General features: G+C 65.7%; 20 protein-coding genes and 1 pseudogene. 3 read left to right on the top strand and 18 right to left on the bottom strand.

What is annotated here, in order from left to right; all coding sequences use genetic code 11:
- Positions 1-260 precede the first annotated feature (260 nt).
- Both P3T23_RS45430 and P3T23_RS45435 read left to right on the top strand, forming a co-directional pair.
- Entirely contained in the window at positions 261-491 is a 231-nt protein-coding gene (locus tag P3T23_RS45430; RefSeq protein ID WP_429322557.1) for a hypothetical protein, read from the top strand.
- 123 nt (positions 492-614) lie between these two features.
- Positions 615-842 carry a hypothetical protein gene (locus P3T23_RS45435; protein WP_429322558.1) on the top strand — a complete coding sequence of 76 codons (228 nt, stop codon included), beginning with the start codon at positions 615-617 and terminating at the stop codon, positions 840-842.
- Between the two features lie 21 nt (positions 843-863).
- Here the strand turns inward: P3T23_RS45435 and P3T23_RS45440 are convergent.
- From P3T23_RS45440 to P3T23_RS45465, 6 genes and pseudogenes are all read right to left on the bottom strand, one after another.
- Positions 864-3,014 (bottom strand): annotated as a pseudogene (locus tag P3T23_RS45440) (phage tail tip lysozyme).
- Positions 2,998-3,168 carry a hypothetical protein gene (locus P3T23_RS45445; RefSeq protein ID WP_429322559.1) on the bottom strand — a complete coding sequence of 57 codons (171 nt, stop codon included), beginning with the start codon at positions 3,166-3,168 and terminating at the stop codon, positions 2,998-3,000. The pseudogene P3T23_RS45440 and the gene P3T23_RS45445 overlap by 17 nt, the downstream one beginning before the upstream one ends.
- A gap of 53 nt (positions 3,169-3,221) precedes the next feature.
- Entirely contained in the window at positions 3,222-3,605 is a 384-nt protein-coding gene (locus P3T23_RS45450) for a hypothetical protein (RefSeq protein ID WP_429322560.1), read from the bottom strand.
- Positions 3,606-3,615: 10 nt separating this feature from the next.
- Positions 3,616-4,050, bottom strand: coding sequence for a phage tail fiber protein (locus P3T23_RS45455; protein ID WP_429322561.1), 435 nt, complete (start codon positions 4,048-4,050; stop codon positions 3,616-3,618).
- 48 nt (positions 4,051-4,098) lie between these two features.
- The gene (locus tag P3T23_RS45460; RefSeq protein ID WP_429322576.1) at positions 4,099-5,487 is read right to left on the bottom strand and encodes an autotransporter-associated beta strand repeat-containing protein; all 1,389 of its coding nucleotides are present in this window, start codon (positions 5,485-5,487) and stop codon (positions 4,099-4,101) included.
- Positions 5,487-5,852, bottom strand: coding sequence for a hypothetical protein (locus P3T23_RS45465; RefSeq protein ID WP_429322562.1), 366 nt, complete (start codon positions 5,850-5,852; stop codon positions 5,487-5,489). The genes P3T23_RS45460 and P3T23_RS45465 overlap by 1 nt, the downstream gene beginning before the upstream one ends.
- Before the next feature lie 208 nt (positions 5,853-6,060).
- On the opposite strand from P3T23_RS45465, the gene P3T23_RS45470 reads away from it, so the two are divergent.
- Positions 6,061-6,330 carry a hypothetical protein gene (locus P3T23_RS45470; RefSeq protein WP_429322563.1) on the top strand — a complete coding sequence of 90 codons (270 nt, stop codon included), beginning with the start codon at positions 6,061-6,063 and terminating at the stop codon, positions 6,328-6,330.
- Here P3T23_RS45470 and P3T23_RS45475 read toward each other — a convergent pair.
- The 12 genes from P3T23_RS45475 to P3T23_RS45530 all read right to left on the bottom strand — a co-directional run.
- Positions 6,327-6,572 carry a hypothetical protein gene (locus P3T23_RS45475; protein WP_429322564.1) on the bottom strand — a complete coding sequence of 82 codons (246 nt, stop codon included), beginning with the start codon at positions 6,570-6,572 and terminating at the stop codon, positions 6,327-6,329. The genes P3T23_RS45470 and P3T23_RS45475 overlap by 4 nt on opposite strands.
- A 258-nt stretch (positions 6,573-6,830) precedes the next feature.
- Complete coding sequence (locus P3T23_RS45480; protein WP_429322565.1) at positions 6,831-8,306, bottom strand: DUF3383 domain-containing protein; 1,476 nt, start codon at positions 8,304-8,306, stop codon at positions 6,831-6,833.
- A gap of 80 nt (positions 8,307-8,386) precedes the next feature.
- A complete protein-coding gene (locus tag P3T23_RS45485) occupies positions 8,387-8,986 on the bottom strand; it encodes a phage neck terminator protein (RefSeq protein ID WP_429322566.1) in 600 nt (199 codons plus the stop codon).
- A 7-nt stretch (positions 8,987-8,993) separates the two neighbouring features.
- A complete protein-coding gene (locus P3T23_RS45490; RefSeq protein WP_429322567.1) occupies positions 8,994-9,218 on the bottom strand; it encodes a hypothetical protein in 225 nt (74 codons plus the stop codon).
- Positions 9,219-9,415: 197 nt separating this feature from the next.
- The gene (locus P3T23_RS45495) at positions 9,416-9,997 is read right to left on the bottom strand and encodes a hypothetical protein (protein WP_429322568.1); all 582 of its coding nucleotides are present in this window, start codon (positions 9,995-9,997) and stop codon (positions 9,416-9,418) included.
- 30 nt (positions 9,998-10,027) lie between these two features.
- Positions 10,028-10,489 carry a DUF4054 domain-containing protein gene (locus tag P3T23_RS45500; RefSeq protein WP_429322569.1) on the bottom strand — a complete coding sequence of 154 codons (462 nt, stop codon included), beginning with the start codon at positions 10,487-10,489 and terminating at the stop codon, positions 10,028-10,030.
- Positions 10,490-10,518: 29 nt separating this feature from the next.
- Positions 10,519-10,890: a hypothetical protein gene (locus P3T23_RS45505; protein WP_429322570.1), complete on the bottom strand. Its 372-nt coding sequence runs from the start codon at positions 10,888-10,890 to the stop codon at positions 10,519-10,521.
- A 113-nt stretch (positions 10,891-11,003) separates the two neighbouring features.
- Positions 11,004-12,020, bottom strand: a complete 1,017-nt coding sequence (locus P3T23_RS45510; protein ID WP_429322571.1) for a major capsid family protein — start codon at positions 12,018-12,020, stop codon at positions 11,004-11,006.
- A 98-nt stretch (positions 12,021-12,118) separates the two neighbouring features.
- On the bottom strand, positions 12,119-12,649 hold the full coding sequence (locus P3T23_RS45515; RefSeq protein ID WP_429322572.1) for a structural cement protein Gp24: 531 nt from the start codon (positions 12,647-12,649) through the stop codon (positions 12,119-12,121).
- Between the two features lie 10 nt (positions 12,650-12,659).
- The gene (locus P3T23_RS45520; protein ID WP_429322573.1) at positions 12,660-14,348 is read right to left on the bottom strand and encodes a DUF2213 domain-containing protein; all 1,689 of its coding nucleotides are present in this window, start codon (positions 14,346-14,348) and stop codon (positions 12,660-12,662) included.
- Positions 14,349-14,361: 13 nt separating this feature from the next.
- Positions 14,362-15,231 carry a phage minor head protein gene (locus P3T23_RS45525; protein WP_429322574.1) on the bottom strand — a complete coding sequence of 290 codons (870 nt, stop codon included), beginning with the start codon at positions 15,229-15,231 and terminating at the stop codon, positions 14,362-14,364.
- Positions 15,213-15,553, bottom strand: a 341-nt coding sequence (locus P3T23_RS45530) for an anti-CBASS protein Acb1 family protein (RefSeq protein WP_429322575.1), incomplete at its 5' end; no start/stop codon positions are given. The genes P3T23_RS45525 and P3T23_RS45530, both read right to left, overlap by 19 nt.

The raw sequence follows: 15,553 nt of genomic DNA on the forward strand, positions 1-15,553 counted from the left end.
AACAGGCCGTCAACGCATGGTGCGACGAAGCGAAAATTGCTGCGTAGAAAAACCTGTCGCAATTGCTATGAAATCATTTCAGTCAAGGAATCTAGCGTTGGCCTTGCTCATGCACGGTAGTGCCGCTCGTAAAGGGCCTGGTCGCATGGCGCGGCAGACTGCCGCACGTCAAATAGGACCGGTCTTATTCATATGCCGCGCCCGTGAACCTATCCTGATGCCTGATTCGCAGCACCGCTGCATCCTGACGGAGACCTGACATGAGCCCCTCTTACCTTCTCGACATTTCCCGCTTGCACAGCCGGAGCCATTTGCCGGTCCACGCCGATGTCACGGTCGCCGGGGAACCGCGAACGGGCCGTCCTTCCCTGCGCGACCTCATAACCGGGGGCAGCCCTGTTTCGTATTTCACGAAGAGCGCGGCCACGCTGGTGGGCTGCATCGGGGTTTATGCACTGATTGCCTGCACCATTCAGCAACTCATCGCATGACCATGCCGGCGTCAACCGTGTCGCCCGATCGGGGCGCGTCGCGCACACCGATTGAACGGGCGGTTGCGTTCACCGTCACTGTTTCGTGCATGCGTCCCCCCAGCCAACCGGAGAGCTGACGATATGGAAAGTCTTGTTCCTGTTACCTGGCCCGCACTACTGCTCATCATGACGGGCATCGTTGCCGGTGTGCTGTCGATCTGCATCGAGCCCCAGTCGGGGCAAGACACCGCCATCGCCGATTCCGGTGGGCGTCGCCGCTGGTCAGCCGGGATCGGGCTCGGAAGCCTGGCATGCCTGATCGCGCTTTCTGGCGTGCTGATTATGGGCTGTCCCCGTTTTACCGTCTGATGCACTGGCGTGACCGGGCCGTCATGTCATGCCATACGATGCGTTCGCGATCAGTCCGTTTTGCGCGAGATCGCCGCGCAGATCCTGACCGACCTTCGCGCCATCGCGCGGATCGCTTGCGACGACCGTGATCTGCCCGATGTGCGTCTCGGTCTTGTTGTTGCTGTTCACCGTCGCGGCACCCGCATAAGCCGCGCGATTGCCTGCCGCCAGCATCGGCGCCATCGCGGGTCCACCTGCACCCGATGCGCCCGTTGATCCAGGTGAGCCGAGCGAGCCGTACAGCGCCGCAGCGGCAGTGGAGCGCTTCGCGATTTCCTTCTGAACGTTGAGCGGCCGTTCGTATTGCGCGGAGACGATCGCGCCCGCTTCGCCTGCCGATGCGGCCCGCCGTAAAGCACGGCCTGCCGCCTGTTCGCGGCCCCGCGTCAGTTCGTAGTGGACGAACTGCAACTGCTCATCGAGCGTGGAGCCCCGGATGTCGTGACCGAACACCCGCCTGAACTCGACCTAGCGGTCCGCGTGCCACTGGCCGATGCCATACGCGGCGCCGCTGTCGCCCACGATATTGCGCAGTCCGCTTTCGATGTTGAGGTTGGCGGCGAGACCCGCGGCCTGTTCCTTCGACCAGCCCATCTTCATGAGACTCGCGACAGCGTAGCGGTCACGGCCAGAGGCCGGTATGTTCAGCGACGCGGCAGTCGACGCCCCCGACGGCATTTCCGCAGCCTGTGCCGGAGAGGAGACTGCATCCGCGAGCTGCTTCGCCGCATCGGTGAGCGCGCGGGCCGCATCCTGCTGCGCCTTCGACGCATCGGCCAGCGGCTTTTCGCCACCGGCGCCGTGACCACTGAGGTGGTCCCACACCGCTTTCGCGAAGTCCGCCAGCGGCAGGTCCGCCGACGCCTTCAGCCACGCGCCGCGCTTCACGTCCGCCCGGCCTTTCGCGACATCCGTGTCGGGCAGGCCGGCCGCCTTCGCACCCTGCAGTCCAAGCCATGAGAGCACGCCCGCGATGCCCAGCGTGCCGAGCAGACCGCCACCTGCGGCCGCTGTCGCCGCCGTCTCGCCGGCCGCGCCTGCAGCGCCCGCTGCCTCGACGCCACCGAGCCCCAGCATCCGGCCCACTCCACCGAGGATCGTGCGCAGGCCGCCAAGCGCACCGGTGAGCTTCAGGATGCCACCGACGGTCGACGCCGCCGTCAGGTCCGGATGCGTCTCCATCAGCTTGCCCAGTTCCTTCAGTACGCTGTTGAATGCCTTCACGGCAGGCGTGAGATCGGTGAACAGCGTGTTCTTGATGTCCTGCCACGTATTGCCCAGTTCGGCCCACGCCTTGCGGGTATCCTCGGCCTGCTGCGCGCTCTCGTCGGTGACCTTCGAGTTCTGGTACTGCGTGTCGTACAGGTCCTGCAGCGCGCCGCGCCCCTGGCGCAGCAGGTTCAGCGTCCCTTCGTCCATCCCCAGTCGTTGCGCCCACAGCATCTGGTCCTGGCGGTTCGGCATCTTCCTGAATGCCGCCGACAGGTCGAGCAGAATGTCCTTCATCGGCCGCATGCGGCCCGAGGCATCGGTGGCCTTCACGCCAAGCTGGAGCAGCGATGCGACCACCGTGTTCGAGGCGTCACCGGCCTTGAATGCCTCGAGGCCGGCGAGGATCGACTGCACCGATTTGTCAAATCCCTCGGCGGTGCCGCCGAGTGCCGTCTGCGCGCTCTTGTGCCATGCGTCAAGTTCGCGCGCGGACAGGCTGAAATCCTTCGACGTGGCCGCGAGGCGCGACTGGCCGCTCACGACCGAGCTGAAGAAATCCTTGATCGCCGCCGCGCCAAAGGCCGCAGCGGTGACGCCGAGGATTTCGTTGCGCACCTTCTCGTACTGGCGCTCCAGCTTCTTCGCCTCGGCCTCGGCGGCCTTCGCGGCGCGGGCCTGTTCGGCCGCCGCCTTTTTTGCGGCCTTCTCCTGCTCGCTGGCGGCTTTCCTCGCCGCCTTTTCCTGTTCCGTCGCCGCCTTCTTCGCGGCTTTCTCCGCCGCGCTGGCCGCCTTTTCAGCACTGGCCTCCTGGCTGTCTGCGAGAGCCTTGCCGGTCGCATCTACATCGGCCGCGCCCTTGCGATAGGCGGACGTATCGAGCCCGAGCGTGACGATCAGCGCGTCAATGACGGTCGGCATGATCGATCTGACTTTCGTTGAAGCAGTTCACCGCGTGAATCTCGACCAGGTCCCACAGGTCTTCGGTCCCGTACACCGTCTGCAGTTCGTGCAGGGTGGCGAGACCGCTGGTGACCGCAAAGGCGATGGCATACGGCACATTCGCGTAGTCCATGCGTGGCACGTTCCGGCCGTCAGGGATGCCGAAGTCGAGTGCCTGACGGCCATTCAAAAACCCGTGTGCAGGCGGAACACCTCGCGACGCAGCAGCACGCGCGTGGCGACTTCCTCGATGTCGTCGGCAATGAGCGCGCGCACGACCTTCGGATCGGCGGGATTGGGCTGGAACCGCACGCAGCCCATCATCTCGTCGAGCAGCGGCTCGGCATCATGGAAGTCGATGCGCATGAGCGCCTCCAGCCCGACCCGGGCCATCGCGGCCATGCCTTCGCGCTCGATGCCAGGTGGCAGGTCGATGCCCGCGCGTCCGAGCGCGAGCAGCACACGGATCGCCCATTTCTCGGCCTGGTCGGCCGGCATTTCGGTGAGCTGGAACACCTTGCCGTGGTCGCGGCCTTCGGCGCTGACGGTGTAGATGATCTGCTTTCTCATGTCGTCATCCTCACGACGTGATCTCGCCGATGATCCGCTCGAACGCGATCACGAACGACACGTATTCGAGGAACTTCTTCGCGTTCACGATCGGGTTGCCCGACTTCAGTATCCCGTTCTGCAATGTGTACTTGCGGCTGATCGACGGAATAGCGATCGAGCCGTTCGCGTAGAACACCTCGCGCGCGGTGCGCTGGAACGTCATCCAGTTCTCGAAGATGGGCAGCGACGGCGAGTCGGGCATGATGGCGACCTTGAGCATCGCCGGGTTGAAGATGAAGCCGCCGCTCATGTGGCCATCCACGCCCATGACGATCTCGGCGATGTCGAGCGCCTCGGCGCTGAATGCGTCGTCGGCGGCATAGCCCTGGACGTTCTGCGGCACAGGGTACAGGTTCGTCACCGCGATGCTGAAGGCCGAGTTGGCGGAGGTGATGGTGGCCATGATGCGCTCCACAATGCTGCTGATGCTGCGGATGTGCCGGTGCGGGCGTCACTGGGTGACCGTGCCGCCGTTGTTCAAGATCGGGTTGGTGATTGCGAAGCCGTTCTTCGCGAGCGTGCCGCCCGCATTGACGGTGATCGGCCCCGTGCCGAAGGCGGCGACGTTGCCTGCCCTGAGCGTGCCGCCGTTGATCGTTGTGCCGCCCTGATAGGGGTTGCTGCCCGAGAGCGTCTGCGTGCCGCTGCCATCTTTGATCAGACTCAGGCTGGCGCCGGCAGCCGAGTTCTGCAGCACACCGGAGAACGTGCCCGCGCCGTTGTCTTGACCGATGGATAACGCAACGCTGCCATCGCCTCCGGTGTCAGGGATGTCGACAACGCCGTTGCCCAGCAGCGTGCCGATACGCTTGACGGGCGTGCCATACAGATTCAGGCTGGCACGCGGGCCGCTCAGGTTCACGGATGAGGTCATGTCGATGCCTGCGTCCTGCAGCCAGAAATTCCCGTAGTCCGTCACGGTGATTGGACCGGTGGTCTGCGAGATGGCAAAACCAAAGCGGTTTGACCATGGGTCCGGCGGAGGCCCGGGGCCGTTGATGGTCCACGCACCCGCTCCGGAAACCGGCCCCGCGAGCAGGATGCTGCCCTGTGACGCGACACTGACATAGCTGCTGAACTGCAGCGCCGCCGCATTGACGAACGCACCGGTCAGGCTGTAACTGGCGACCGTACTGATCGCCAGCGTTCCGCTCTTCACCGTCGTCGTACCGGTCCAGCCGTTGTGGCCGCTTATGTACACGGCGCCGCCCGTATCCGTGGGGGCGTCGTCCAGCGTCAGGCCATTGGCCTCGATCACCAGATCACCCGGACCACTGACCGCATTGTCGATGTACAGGAAATGGCCTGGCAGGCCGGCGGTGCCCACGGTCAGGGTCGCGTTGCCGTCAATTACGATCCCGCCCGTCAGGTGCGTATCGCCGCTGTCGTGGGCGATCGTGCTGTCGGCCGCCACTTCGAGCGCATTGCCGACGATCGAGGCGATACTGGCGCTGCCGGGATTGAAACCTAGCCCTGCGCCGCTGAGCGTAACCTTGCCCGGGCCCAGGGACCCCGTCAGTCCCGTGGCTGGCGTGCCGCCGAGGATGATGGCGCCACTGGCGATGTCCGTTCCTGCGGACCAGCTATTGGCGGCGGTGAGGGTAACCACCCCCGCGCCCGTCTTCGACAGGCTGCCCGCGCCGGAGAGCAGGCCGGTAACTGTCCCCGTCACGCCCTGCGGCACACACACAAATGCACCGGTTGCCAGGGTACGGGCCAGTGCGTCGCTCTGGCCGTTCGCATGGCTGGCCGCTGAAGCGCCATCCGAGAGGATCCAGCCGTTTGCCAGACCGACGCCCCTGGGCACCAGGCGGGATGCACCCATGAGCGCGATGCCCATCACGCCACCGTCGAAACCAGCAGGGTCGTCCCCACGGCGCTGTACGCGATCGCGGCGAGCGTGTCGCCATCAGGGGCGTCGAACGTGACCGCGTAGCCCGGCGGCAAGGTACCGCCAGCCACTGTGGCGTTCGCCGCGCCGCTGTTGGCGAAGCTCGCCTGCGTGCAGCCGGCCGGCACCGAACCGGCCGTCGTGACGCTGGCAAGCGCTGCCGTGCGCGTGACCGGTGTGGGTGGCGGAACGTCCGGGCCACCCAGGCCCGGGAGGTCAGCCGGCTGGCCGGTCGTGGCATCGATGATGACGACGCCCAGCGCAAAGCGCGGGCTGGTGCCATCGGCCGGGATGCCGGAGACGGGAATTTCCATGTTTGATGTTGCTACACTCGGGTGCCGGGAACGTGTCAATATCCGGGCGATGCGTTACGCGTCGTTCCGTAACCGTGGCGGGGCCGTCAGAATGCCATCCGGGCCTCGCAAGGGAGGCGTCATGAGCAGTCCCTTGAATGCTGTCGTGCAGGCATTCTTCGATCGTGGTGGCCTGAGGGCCGTTTTCGATCACACCCGAAACCTGGTCGTGGCCACCATCATCGTCGCGGCAGGCGTCGAGACGTTCAGACATTTCGATACCATCGACCTGCCTGGACTGCCCAATCCACTGATGACGGGATATGTGGTCGCGGCAGCGGGTTGCCTGCTGATCGCCCTGAACTTCGTCGATGGCCTGCGAAGGCTGGCGAAACTGCGGCGACACCTCATGCTGCAGCTCGCCCTGAGCCTCGGCTACCTGCTTTTTTCGTTGCGCATCGTCCAGCTGATCATCCATTTCAGAACCCACACCTGCTAGATCGGCGGCAGCAGAAAGGATATTTTTGATCGGACATGCGAATCAGACACGTCCTGCGTAAACGGTTGCCTTCGCAACGGATAATGCATGCCGTCATTCAGGAGTCCATCCGGCTTGATATCACAGGTCCGTTGTGAATTCCGTACTTGATCCCGCCCTTCAAACGGCGTTTTTTTGCTTGTCGCCGCGGCGCTCACGCTGGCGGCGCCGGTTTCTTCCTCACCCTGTGTTTCCTGCCGCACTGTTTTTCCTATGCGTACCGCATAGGTGCTGCCTATACTGGAAACTGATCCGGCACTTGTTGAGCGGTCCTGCCGGATTAGCGCACGGGAGCCATGCAGAATCTTCCCCGGTTCTGTCCGTGCGTGCCCTCGACGCCCCGGCTCGCATGTGGCGGCCGGGGCGCTTTTTGGGTGACGACCGGCAGCGCTTTGCTCTGTCCTTCGCATTCCTGACCGGTTTCCAGGTTTCCACGTCACTTTGCGCAATCATCTGTCAAATCACACGATCGCGATGCTGGCGAGCGTGAGCTGCTGGATGCTGCCGCCATCGGTGTAGAAAAGGGTCATCGGCGGGCTCGCGCGCGCCGCACGGATCGCGGGTGTCGCCGGCTGGATCGCGAGGTAGTAGCCCTTCGCCTCGATCGCGGCTGACGCATCGAAGCCGAGCGCGTTCTGCACCTCCGCGACCTGCGCGTCCGACAGCGCGATGCCGGTGCGGATCGCGCCGAAGTTCACCGCCGCGCTGATCGGGTCCATGCAGGCAGCCTCGATCATCGAGTACCCTTGCGCGTTGTAAGGCAATGAGCCCACCGCCATGAGCAGCTGGATCATCGCGAGCTGCAGGTTCGCGTTCAGCCAGATCTGGTCCAGATAGGAATCGAGCCACGCCCATTCGCCCGACACGCAGCCCGGATACGTGAACCTGAACTGGCTGGTCGCGTTCGCGTAGGCGCCGAACCAGTTGTAGCCGTTCGCCTTGAGCGCGACCGCATCCGACGCGTTCGTGACCGAAGGCACCAGGCCTGCCTGCGTCCTGAACGCGAGCGTGGTGCGGCCATTCAGGCGGGCGAAGTCGAGCGACGCGGCAAAGCCGAGCACGAACGCGGCGTGCGACCCATCGCCATAAAGCGGCACCGAGCCGTCGAGGTTCTGGCTACGCAACCCATAGCCCCAGCACGCGGTTGAGCCTGCCACGAGCGCCTGCGGGTCGGAGTCGAAGCCGGCATAGCCGAAGCGGTACGTGGTGCTGCTGGCCCACTGCGAGAACGCGGTCTTGTCCGCGAGATCCGGCTCCCAGGTGGTCGTGAACAGCGCCCAGTTCTGCGTGAGGTTCGCGATCAGGTTGTCCGTGAACGGGCCGGGCGTGGCGGGATCGGCGCCGGGCGAGGCGGTGGCGCCCGAGGCGGCATCCATGGCAAGCGCCGTGGCGGCGGCACCAGTGGCGGCCGACATGACCGACGTGGCACCCGTCACGTTGTCAGTGATGACGAACGCCTGGTGCTGCGCATCGAACGTGACGTCAAGCGAAAGATCCGCAGCGAGGATCTGCGCCGCGTTCGAGAAGCTGGTCGCGGCCGACAGGTCGACGGTTGCGCTGTGCGCCACGCCATCGACAACAATGCTGAATTCGCCGCTGACGGCCTGAAGTTCATCCAGCGTCATCGCGGCGAGCGACGCGCCGCGCAGCCATGCCGGCATAGCGGTCAGGCCGTACTGCGCGAAGTACAGCGCGCCCGGCGTCTTCGTGCAGTTCTGGAAGCCCGCGAAGTAAATCGCGGCCATCTGCGCCTCGGCCGACTGCGCGCCGAAATACGCGGACACGTCACCGGCATCGGCGAACAGCAGAGCCTCGCCCACGGGCGGGTAGGGGGACGGTGTGAGGATCAGGCCGTTCAGGTCGACGGCGTCGCCCGCCGCGGCGAGCACGCCCGGATTGACCCTCACGATCTGCGAGATCGGGATCGTGTTGGGCATGGATGCTCCGGCAGAAAGCAGAAAGCCGCCTGAGTGAGATCAGCGCGGCGTTCGTGAAGGTGAGGGTTTTCGGGAGGCGGTCAGGCAGAAAACGATGAGTCGACTTCCTTCGGGCCATTCCACCGCTGCACATGACGGGTGGCAGCCGTTACGGGGTTCCCCGCCGTGCCGATTTCGAGCGACTGCGCGAACTCCTGCGGCACGGTGACAACGGGATTGACCTGCATCACGAGATCGACGCTCCAGCACGTCTCGACCTGCTGCGCCTCGTTCAGGAACGGCACCTGGCGCGGCTCGCTGGCAAAGAGCGGTGCGATATCAAATCCAGACGCCGTGAACGCGTCGCACGCACACGGATCGCGCCACAACGTCGTGATCGTCTGCGTGTGGTCGGCGCCGGATGGCCCGTGAACGTCAATCTGCACGGTAAGTTTCGTGGCCTGCAGCACGTCCCGCACGGATGGCGCATCCGGATAGCCGTCACGCCAGGCGTCCACATTTGTTTCCAGCCGCTCGCGCAGCACCGGCGTCATCACGACGAAGTTCGCGCCGGGCGGTTCCGGCAGCCGGTTGTCCTGACCTCGGATTGCCTCAACGCCTGCGGGCAGGACCGACAGGAGGAACGCGCGCAGCGCGGCGAGCGTCTGGCTTTCCGTTAGCGACAGCGATGCGGCGTCCACAGTCGTCTCATTGCGAAAGCTGGCCAGACGGCATCTGACGGGTGACGGCCACCTTGCACCAGCCGCTGGTCATCCGCCAGTTTTCAAGCACGTGCGCGATCAGCCACAGCGAACTGTCGGGCAACGTGACCAGATCGCCACCTTTCACCTCGGCTCGCAGCACGCCCTGCCAGTTGCCATCGAGATACAGCGCGCGCCGTTCGCCCTGCAGGTTCAGGCCATCGAGCTGCACCCAGATCGCGGAACGTGAGTGACTGCATCTGCGCGCGCATCGGCACCGCCGGCGCATAGGCCGGGGTGCGCGTGCCGTCGGGCGCGGTCATGTAACCGGCCGACGCCTGGATCGAGGCCGTCACCCACGGGTTGACCGCCGCCACGCACGGCCCGGCAATCGCGTGCAGATCCATCCGCCTGGTCCGTCCGAAGGTCCTACGCTATGCGGTGCGTGACGCTCTTGAGCATCGTGCCGCTTGCGATGAGCGGATCGTCAAACCCTTTCTTCGCGATGGTCGACCGGGCATTGGCCGGTGTCGAGCATTCGCGGATCGACTGCTGAAGTTCACCCTGGATCGATTCGCCCATCTGGTCGAGCGTGCGGGGCACGTCGTAGCCGTTCGCCACCAGCAGCCTGCCGAGATCGTCGCCCCAGTGGCCGCTTTCGTTCGCGATCATCGAGCGGAAGAACGGGCGGGGGGGAATCGTCACCGTGTACGCGGGCACCGTGTGCGTGGTGGCAAAGTTCGACCGGTCACGCCGCACGAAGCGGCCGCCCCGGTTGAAGTCGCCGGTCCGCTCGTTCAGGCTGCGGTGGATCGTGGTTTCTCGCGCGGGAATGGTCACGGTGCCGCCGAACTTGTTGATCGCGGCGATCATCGGCACCGGCGTCCCGTCGGCCTTGGTCGCGCCAGCCATGAAACCCACTTCGAGCGTGCCCGGCCTGTCCAGCTTCGCGGCGAGTTCACGCAGCAGGGCTTCGAGCCGGTCGCCGCCGGACAGCACGCCACTTGCCATCGCTGCCTCGTCATTGCGTTACCAGCGCCGCTACCATGGCGAATACGGGTCCATGTCGCGCGGCGGGATGGGCACGTAACGCATCGTGCGGTACGCGGCGGTCGCGGCCCAGAACTGCGCGCCATATGGCGTCTGGTTGAACCATTGCGCGCTGCCTAACGGCAGGTCCATCTGCGTCTGCACCGACACGCTACCCTCGGTCGCGTTCGTGATGCGACCCACGAGCGGCGAGGGCGCTGCCGCATTCGTCCCACCGGCACTTCCGTCACCACCGCCTGCGGGCAGGTTCAGCTGCGCGAGATGCGCGACCAGCATGTTCAGCAGCGCGGCGCGCACCGTGGTGTCGAGCACGGGGCTGAAACGCGTGTTGTCACAGAAAAGTCGCGCCTCATTGAAGTACGCCTGCGCGAGCGGTTCGGACACGACGGCCGCGAGCGACGGATAGCGCACGGCCCACGCGCCGTAGTCGAACGTGACGATCCCGGTTGGCATCGCAGTGGTTCCCGTATGCAACCCTGTCTTCAGTCCTTCGACAGTGGCGCGAGGTCGCGGCCGGGCTTCTTCGGATCGAGCGGTTCCAGCCCGCTTTTCAGGTCCGTGCGCTCAGTGGCCCTGGCCTCGACCGAGTCCTTCTTCTCGTGCGCGAAGATCAGGCCATTCTTCACCGCCGGCAGTTCGCGGTGGTCGGCGAGCCACCTGTCGAAGAAGTCCTTCGGCACGTGCTCGGTGATGCCAAAGCCGGCGACCGCCTGCGTCGAATTGCTGCCCGCGAGCGTCACGCGCTTGCGGACCTCGCCATGCTTGACGATATCGAGGTGCAGCCCCTGCGGCAGCCGGCAGGCGACCGTGACGGTTGCGCCGGTGTCCGGCGCGCGTGCTGTCTGGGTTGCCATGTTCGTGCTCCATCAAGGACCGCTACACGCCGACCATCGACGCGATGGCGAACGGCTGGAAGATCACCGCGCCCCACGAGCCCTGCGACTTCTTCTGCTTGAAGCTGCTGGTGTCACGCACGATGCCGTGCGCGCGCAGCTTCTCGGTGAACGCGCAGTAGCCGGTCTTCTGGCCTTCGACCGCGTCGGCGATCAGCTGCAGCATGTTGCCGCCCGTGGGGTTCTGGTACTGCACCGCCGTCTCGACCCGCAGGGCCGGGAAGTTCTTCCTCAGCATGTCGGACCCCCGTGGGGTTCTGGTACTGCACCGCCGTCTCGACCCGCAGGGCCGGGAAGTTCTTCCTCAGCATGTCGGACACGTTCACGTTGTACGTGTTGGTGGTCGTCAGCGCCACGCTCGACGAGGGCGCCATCGCCAGCGTCATGCGCGCGTCCATCTCGATGTTGCCGCCCGACTGCAGCACCAGTTCATTGAAGAGTGTCTGGATGTCGGTATAGATCTCGTTGGCGGTGGCGGTCACCGCGCCGTTGGTGATCCACGGTCCCGAGGCACCGCTGTTGAATGCCTTCGGACCGGGCGCGAGCGATGGCGACAGGCGCGGGTCGTTCAGGAGGCCATAGTTCTGCAGGCCAGAGACGCCGTAGAAATAGGTGTTGTTCTGGAACTTGTCGAGCACGATCGCCGAGGCGATGTTCACGCGCCCGACGTAGTCGATCCGCGCGAGCGCGCTCATCTCCAGCTGCCGCTCGCCCCACTGCGTCATCGTCTGGTAGTGGTACGACTGCCGCTGAGGAAAGTCGGCGTTCGCGGATACCGACCCGTTCTCGTTGTAGTCGCCGTAGCTCGACACCTCGCCGGTGCTTTCGATCACGGGGAAGGTCGCCGTCATCGTGGTCCAGTCGCCTTTCTTCGCCTCGCCGAGAATCACGGCGGCCCGGTTGGGCGCGGTCAGGATCTGCACGAAGTCGGGATCGATATAGTTCGCGAGCCACGCGGGGATGCCCGCGTTCGGTGTGGTCACCAGCGGCGGCTGCGCGTCCATCGCGATCAGGTTCGTCGTGTAGTCGAGCACGTCGGGCATCACGATGCCGAAGGTGCGCTCGAGCTGGTCAAAATCACTGTTACGCATGATGTGCTCCGTCGCGCGCGCAAAAAGGAAGACCCACGCCGGTTTCCCGTGACCGGGAAAGAGCGTGGGCCTTCAACGGGGTTACCTGCCGGAATCGTTCAACCCAGCGGCCAGGTCGACATCTTCATCAGTTCGCCGGGCGCGGCGGCCGACATCACGGTCCACTTCGTCTCGACCGCCCCGGCGACCGTTGCGCCCGCATCGGCCGGAATCGCCGCGCCGTTGCCGAGGTCCGCGAACACCTTCTGGTTGACCACGGTCGCGGCATTGCCCGCGTTGCGTGCCCAGAAGTCGCCCGCGCTGAAGAGCGTCACGGGCAGCCCCCCGGGAATCACCATCGTCGCCTCGGCGAGCCATTGCGTGATGAGCGCCTGCTGGTTGCGATGCACGAAGCCCGAGGGCGGCCCCGTGCCGCTGCTCGACACGAGGTTGTAGAAATCCACCTCGCCGGAACTGATGTCTTCCTGGCCGGTGGAAGTCGCCCACGCGAAGCGGCCAACGGTCACGCCGTTGGGACCCGCCACCAGCGAGCCGGGGCCGGCCAGCACGCTCGCGCGCGGATTGACGGAGGCGAAATCGCCCTCGACCGCCGGGGACGGCTGGTAGTAGACCTGTGTCTGGAAGCCCATGGTTGTCTCCTTACCCGAGCTGCTTCACGCTGGCCGCATGCGGATAGCGCTCCGCGAAGCTCTTCAGCGCCACCGAGTCCATCGCGATGCGTTCACGGCGCATGCCCGGTTTCGGCTGCGCTTCGAGAATCGCGCGGAACGCGCTCGGATGGATGCCGCTCACGTTCACGCCGAGCGTCTCCAGCGCCGCGCGGTACACGCCCTCGGCGCTGTCCTGCGCGAGCGCGAGTCGCCCGACCCACGGCATCACGAACGTCTCGGCGCTGGCCACCGCGCGCATGCGGTGGATCGCCGCCGTCTCGGCATCCTTCGCGGCCTGGCGGACCGCTTCCTTCATGGCTGCGTCCATCGCGGTGCGCGCCTCCTTGCGGACCTGCTGCATCGCGCCCCTGAGCGCGGCATCCATGGCCGGTCGGCTCACGTTGTTGTTGTTGTCGTCGTCCTTCCTGACGACGGTTGCACCATTTGCGCCGTTTGAAGTGGCGGGTGGCGTGGGCGTGCCGGGTGTTGGCGGCGGGGTGTCCTGGGCGGTGTCATCGTCCTCGTCGCCGGCGAGCTTCAGGCTCTTCAGCTTCGCCTCGATCTCGGCGAGATCATCAGGATTAAGCTTGCCGCGCAGCGCCTCGAGAATCGCGTCGATCGGTCCGGCGTCGACACCATTCGCAGCATCGAGCTGCTGCGGGTTGTCGAGCGCCACGTCATCGTCATCGGTGTCCTCGCCGTCCAGGCTGTCGAGCAGCGAGACGAGGCTCTCGATGTCTGCGTCGGTGGCGAGCCGGGGTTTCAGCGCCGCGATGATCGACGCCTTGCTGGCGGGCCAGTTCGCGCGCGTGAGGCCCGCAAGAATGGGGTTCAGTGCGGTGGTGAGGACAGGCTGCGCATCGGCGGCCAGCTTCGGTTTCAGGTGGCCGAGCAATACGCCCCTGACGAGCGTGGCCTGACGTGACAGTTTCGGCGAAAGTGGTGTGCTGCTCATGGTTTGGCTCTCCAGTGCTGAATCGCCGGGCATTGAATCTCCCACCGCCACATCGGACCCGGCGCGGCCCGCCCGCACCAGCGCGACGTGGTTGCCGCGGATGTCGCGCATCACGCCGTCGTAGCGCTCGCCGGCGTACGTGCCCGGCGTCATGTCCGCGCGGTAGTAGTAGGCCGACGAGATCTCGCGGCGCGTGTCGTCCTCGATGCCGCCGATGGCCTTCGCGTCCCACACGACCAGGCTGTTCTTGAGGTAAGGCGCCTCGAACACCCCATCGGTGCCGGTGCTGCCGACGACGATTTCCTTTTTCGGCGACGCGGCCGATACCTGGATATGCTCATGGCCGGTCTCGTCGAATGCGTCGATCAGCGGGATGCTGTTGACGGTCGGCGCGGCCTTCGCCAGTTCACCAGGATCACGCAGCAGCCGGTAGGTGCGCTGCGCGTCGAGCCCCAGTTCCGCGCAGTCGGGAATCTCGCTGCCCAGGTACGGGCAGACATTGGCCTTGCTGATCGGGGTGACAGCCACGTGCAGCCGGCCGTCCTGGTCGTAGCTGCGCATCGACGCGCGGTCGAACGCAAGCCGGCGATCGCCGGTATAACCGCCCGCATGCGCGGCGGCGGCCTGCCGTTCGGCATCGGCGCGCGCCGCGTAACAGGTGTCGTGTCCGCCCCAGCGCCAGCCCGTACCGCCACCCGGCAGCGTGCAGGACTGGATGGGCATGGCGTGTCTCCCGCTATGGGCCGTAGCGACCGTCATCGAGCGCGGGAATGATCGAGCGGCTCACGCACCGGCAGTTCGGCTCGCGCCCCGGCCACGTCCACGCGCCGTCGAGATACATGCCCTCGCTGATCGTGTACCGTTTGCCATCGGCCTCGATGTGCGACTTTCGCGGGTGTCTGCCGCCGTGGCTGTGTAGCCAGATCGCCTCCGTGATGCCCAGGTTCTCCTGCCGCACGCGTGTCACCGTCGCGGTCGCCTTGCTGTTCTGGTCGCGTGCGATGAAGGCCGCGCGCCGCCGCGTGATGCCATGGCGGTCCTGCAGTGCCTGCGTCAGGCCACCGATATCGCGGCCCGTCTGCACGCTCCTCATCACCAGCCCCTGGACCTCGGCCAGGTGCTGCGAGGCGATCGACCTGATCAGCCCGACGTTCTCGCCAATGGTCGCCTGCAGCGCGTCGTTCGCCTCGCGCGTGAGACGGAACTCGACCGCGAAGCCGGCCTTCTTCAGTGAGGCACGCATCGCGCTGTCGGCATGACTCATCGACGCCGCCGCGAACTGGCGCGCCAGCACCGGCGCGGCTTCATCAAAGCGCCGCTGCCAGCGGCGCGCGAGCCGGTTCATCGTGTCGCGCAGCGTCATCGCGGGACTCGAATCATGTGCACCCGCCTGCGCAAGTTCCGGTTCGTTCGCGCGGTAGCACGCCCGCAGCCAGTACACCAGGCTCGACTGCATGGTGTCGACCAGCCGCTCCAGACGCCGGCGGTACGCCATCGTGATGCCTTCATTGGGCCGCACCGATGTGAGCGTGACCGCGCGGCCCGTCGGCGACACGATGCCGCGGCGGGCGGGTGGTGCATCAACCATCACGTCCCGTGCTGCCATTGCAGTGTTTCGCCGGTCCCGCCCATTTCAATCTCACGCAGCGGCGGAGCAGGGGGCTCCACATCGAGATCGAGCGACGCATAAGGACCGTCTTCCTGCGCCGCGAGCCGCACGCGCGACTCCTGCGGACTGATCACGCCCGCGTTGATGAGGCCAATGTCGGTCTCGGCCTCGACCTTGCGCGTGTTCGCCAGCTGCTCCTCGTTCAGCGTCCACAACGGCACGAAGGTAAAGCCGATGTCCGGATCGATCTCGCCGAACAGCGACAGCTGGATCACGTTGATCACGCGCGACAGTGGCGCCGTAAAGAGCGCCTCCTGCT

The sequence above is a fragment of the Paraburkholderia sp. GAS448 genome (assembly GCF_050435685.1).
Taxonomy (GTDB): Bacteria; Pseudomonadota; Gammaproteobacteria; order Burkholderiales; family Burkholderiaceae; genus Paraburkholderia.